General features: G+C 70.0%; 1 pseudogene. It reads left to right on the top strand.

Annotation, left to right across the window (positions count from 1 at the left end):
- Positions 1 to 237, top strand: a pseudogene (locus SB658_RS27375) (hypothetical protein); the annotation flags it as partial.

The following is a 237-nucleotide window of genomic DNA, read 5'->3' on the forward strand; positions in this document are numbered from 1 at the left end:
GACATCACCGTCACCGACGGAGAGGCCGGGCAGGCGGCGGAGATCGCCAACACGGTCGCCTCGAGCTTCCAGGACGCGGTCCAGGAGACGCTCGAGCAGCCCGCCGTCGAAGGCGCCGTCAGCCCGGTGCAGATCACCGTGACCGAACCGGCCGTCACTCCGACGCAGCCGACCAGCCCGAATGTGCGGATGCTCATCATCCTCGGCGGCATCATCGGCCTGGCCGTCGGCATCGCG

Source organism: Bacillus sp. SIMBA_008 (assembly GCF_046535495.1).
GTDB lineage: Bacteria > Bacillota > Bacilli > Bacillales > Bacillaceae > Bacillus > Bacillus subtilis.